Source organism: Bacillus sp. AP50 (assembly GCF_040492675.1).
In the GTDB taxonomy this organism is placed as follows: domain Bacteria; phylum Bacillota; class Bacilli; order Bacillales; family Bacillaceae_G; genus Bacillus_A; species Bacillus_A cereus.
The window spans coordinates 1-1,230 of sequence record NZ_JBEUTW010000805.1 but is presented as its reverse complement, the minus strand read 5'-3'; the positions used below and the strand labels follow the sequence as shown (position 1 = coordinate 1,230).

Sequence of the window (1,230 nt, the reverse complement as noted above, 5' to 3'; positions counted from 1 at the left end):
TACTTTCGTTTCCTGTATTTCTGCTATTTCTTCTTTTACAACTACAGGTTCTGGAGTAGCGTCTTGTACTTTCACTTCTACTCGTTTTGGAATAATAATTTCTTCCTGTCCTTCTAGCTGTGCTAACACTTCTTTCGCACGAGCGATTAGGCTATCTGGAAGCTCCGCAAGTTGCGCAACGTGAATTCCGTAACTTTTGTACCGGTACAGTTAAATGAAATGTACATTGTTACAGTGCCCCTTAAAATTTACAATCAGCATATATTATTTAAACTTATAAATTTTTAAGGGGTGCTAATTATGACAAGTTTACAAAATCAGCTTTTCACAAGATTAAATCTTAAAAAACGTAATGAAGTAACGTTTGAAGAATTACCTACTATACTCTTTTCATTTGCACACACTATACCATTTGAGAATTTAGATGTTATAGCACGAAATACGAATCAAATCTCTCTGGAAAACTTACGAGAGAAAATTTTAACTAGTTCCCGTGGTGGACTTTGCTACGAATTAAATACTCTTTTTTACTATTTCTTAAGAGACTGTGGCTATGATGTACAACTGGCATTAGGTACGGTTTATAAAAACGATATAAATGCATGGGCACTTGAGGATGGCCATATAACAATTATTTTAACTTATGATAATGTACAGTATTTAATTGATGTAGGTATAGCTTCGTTAGTACCTCTTGTTCCTGTACCTTTTACTGGTAAGTCTGTTTCTTCAAAAAATGGTTCGTACCGGGTGAGACGAAAAGATACGAGTAAGGGAAATTATGTTTTAGAAAGAATAGATACTGATGGAGAATGGAAAGTTTGTCATGCTTTTTATAAACATAATATTGATGAGATAATAGTAAACGATGTTCAAAGAAGAGTGATAGAAGATGAGAAGTCTATTTTTAATAAAGGACCAATTGCAGTAAAGTTGACGAACTCCGGTCATATTTCATTAACGAATACAAGTTTAACTGAAGCTATTCGTGGGGAAAAAACTAAGCATGAAATTACAGAAGATCAATATAAAGAGTTTTTATATACTTTATTTGCTATTAAGTTATGAATAATAAAGATAGCCGGTTCTTATTCAGAAGCGGCTATCTTTATTATTTTTGGTGTAAATGGTTTTCTTCTAATATGTTTCGGAAACTGCGGTATAGTTAGTGTTTTTAATGTTTTCTCAGCTTCTTCATATGTATGAAAAATTGGTTCTTTTCCATCATCC

1 protein-coding gene and 1 pseudogene are annotated in these 1,230 nt (G+C 32.7%); one reads left to right on the top strand and one right to left on the bottom strand.

The features are described from left to right. A pseudogene (locus ABWK52_RS29650) lies at positions 1-198 on the bottom strand (hypothetical protein); the annotation flags it as partial. Positions 199-300: 102 nt separating this feature from the next. On the opposite strand from ABWK52_RS29650, the gene ABWK52_RS29645 reads away from it, so the two are divergent. Then, a complete protein-coding gene (locus ABWK52_RS29645) occupies positions 301-1,068 on the top strand; it encodes an arylamine N-acetyltransferase family protein (protein WP_000202805.1) in 768 nt (255 codons plus the stop codon). Positions 1,069-1,230: the final 162 nt, after the last annotated feature.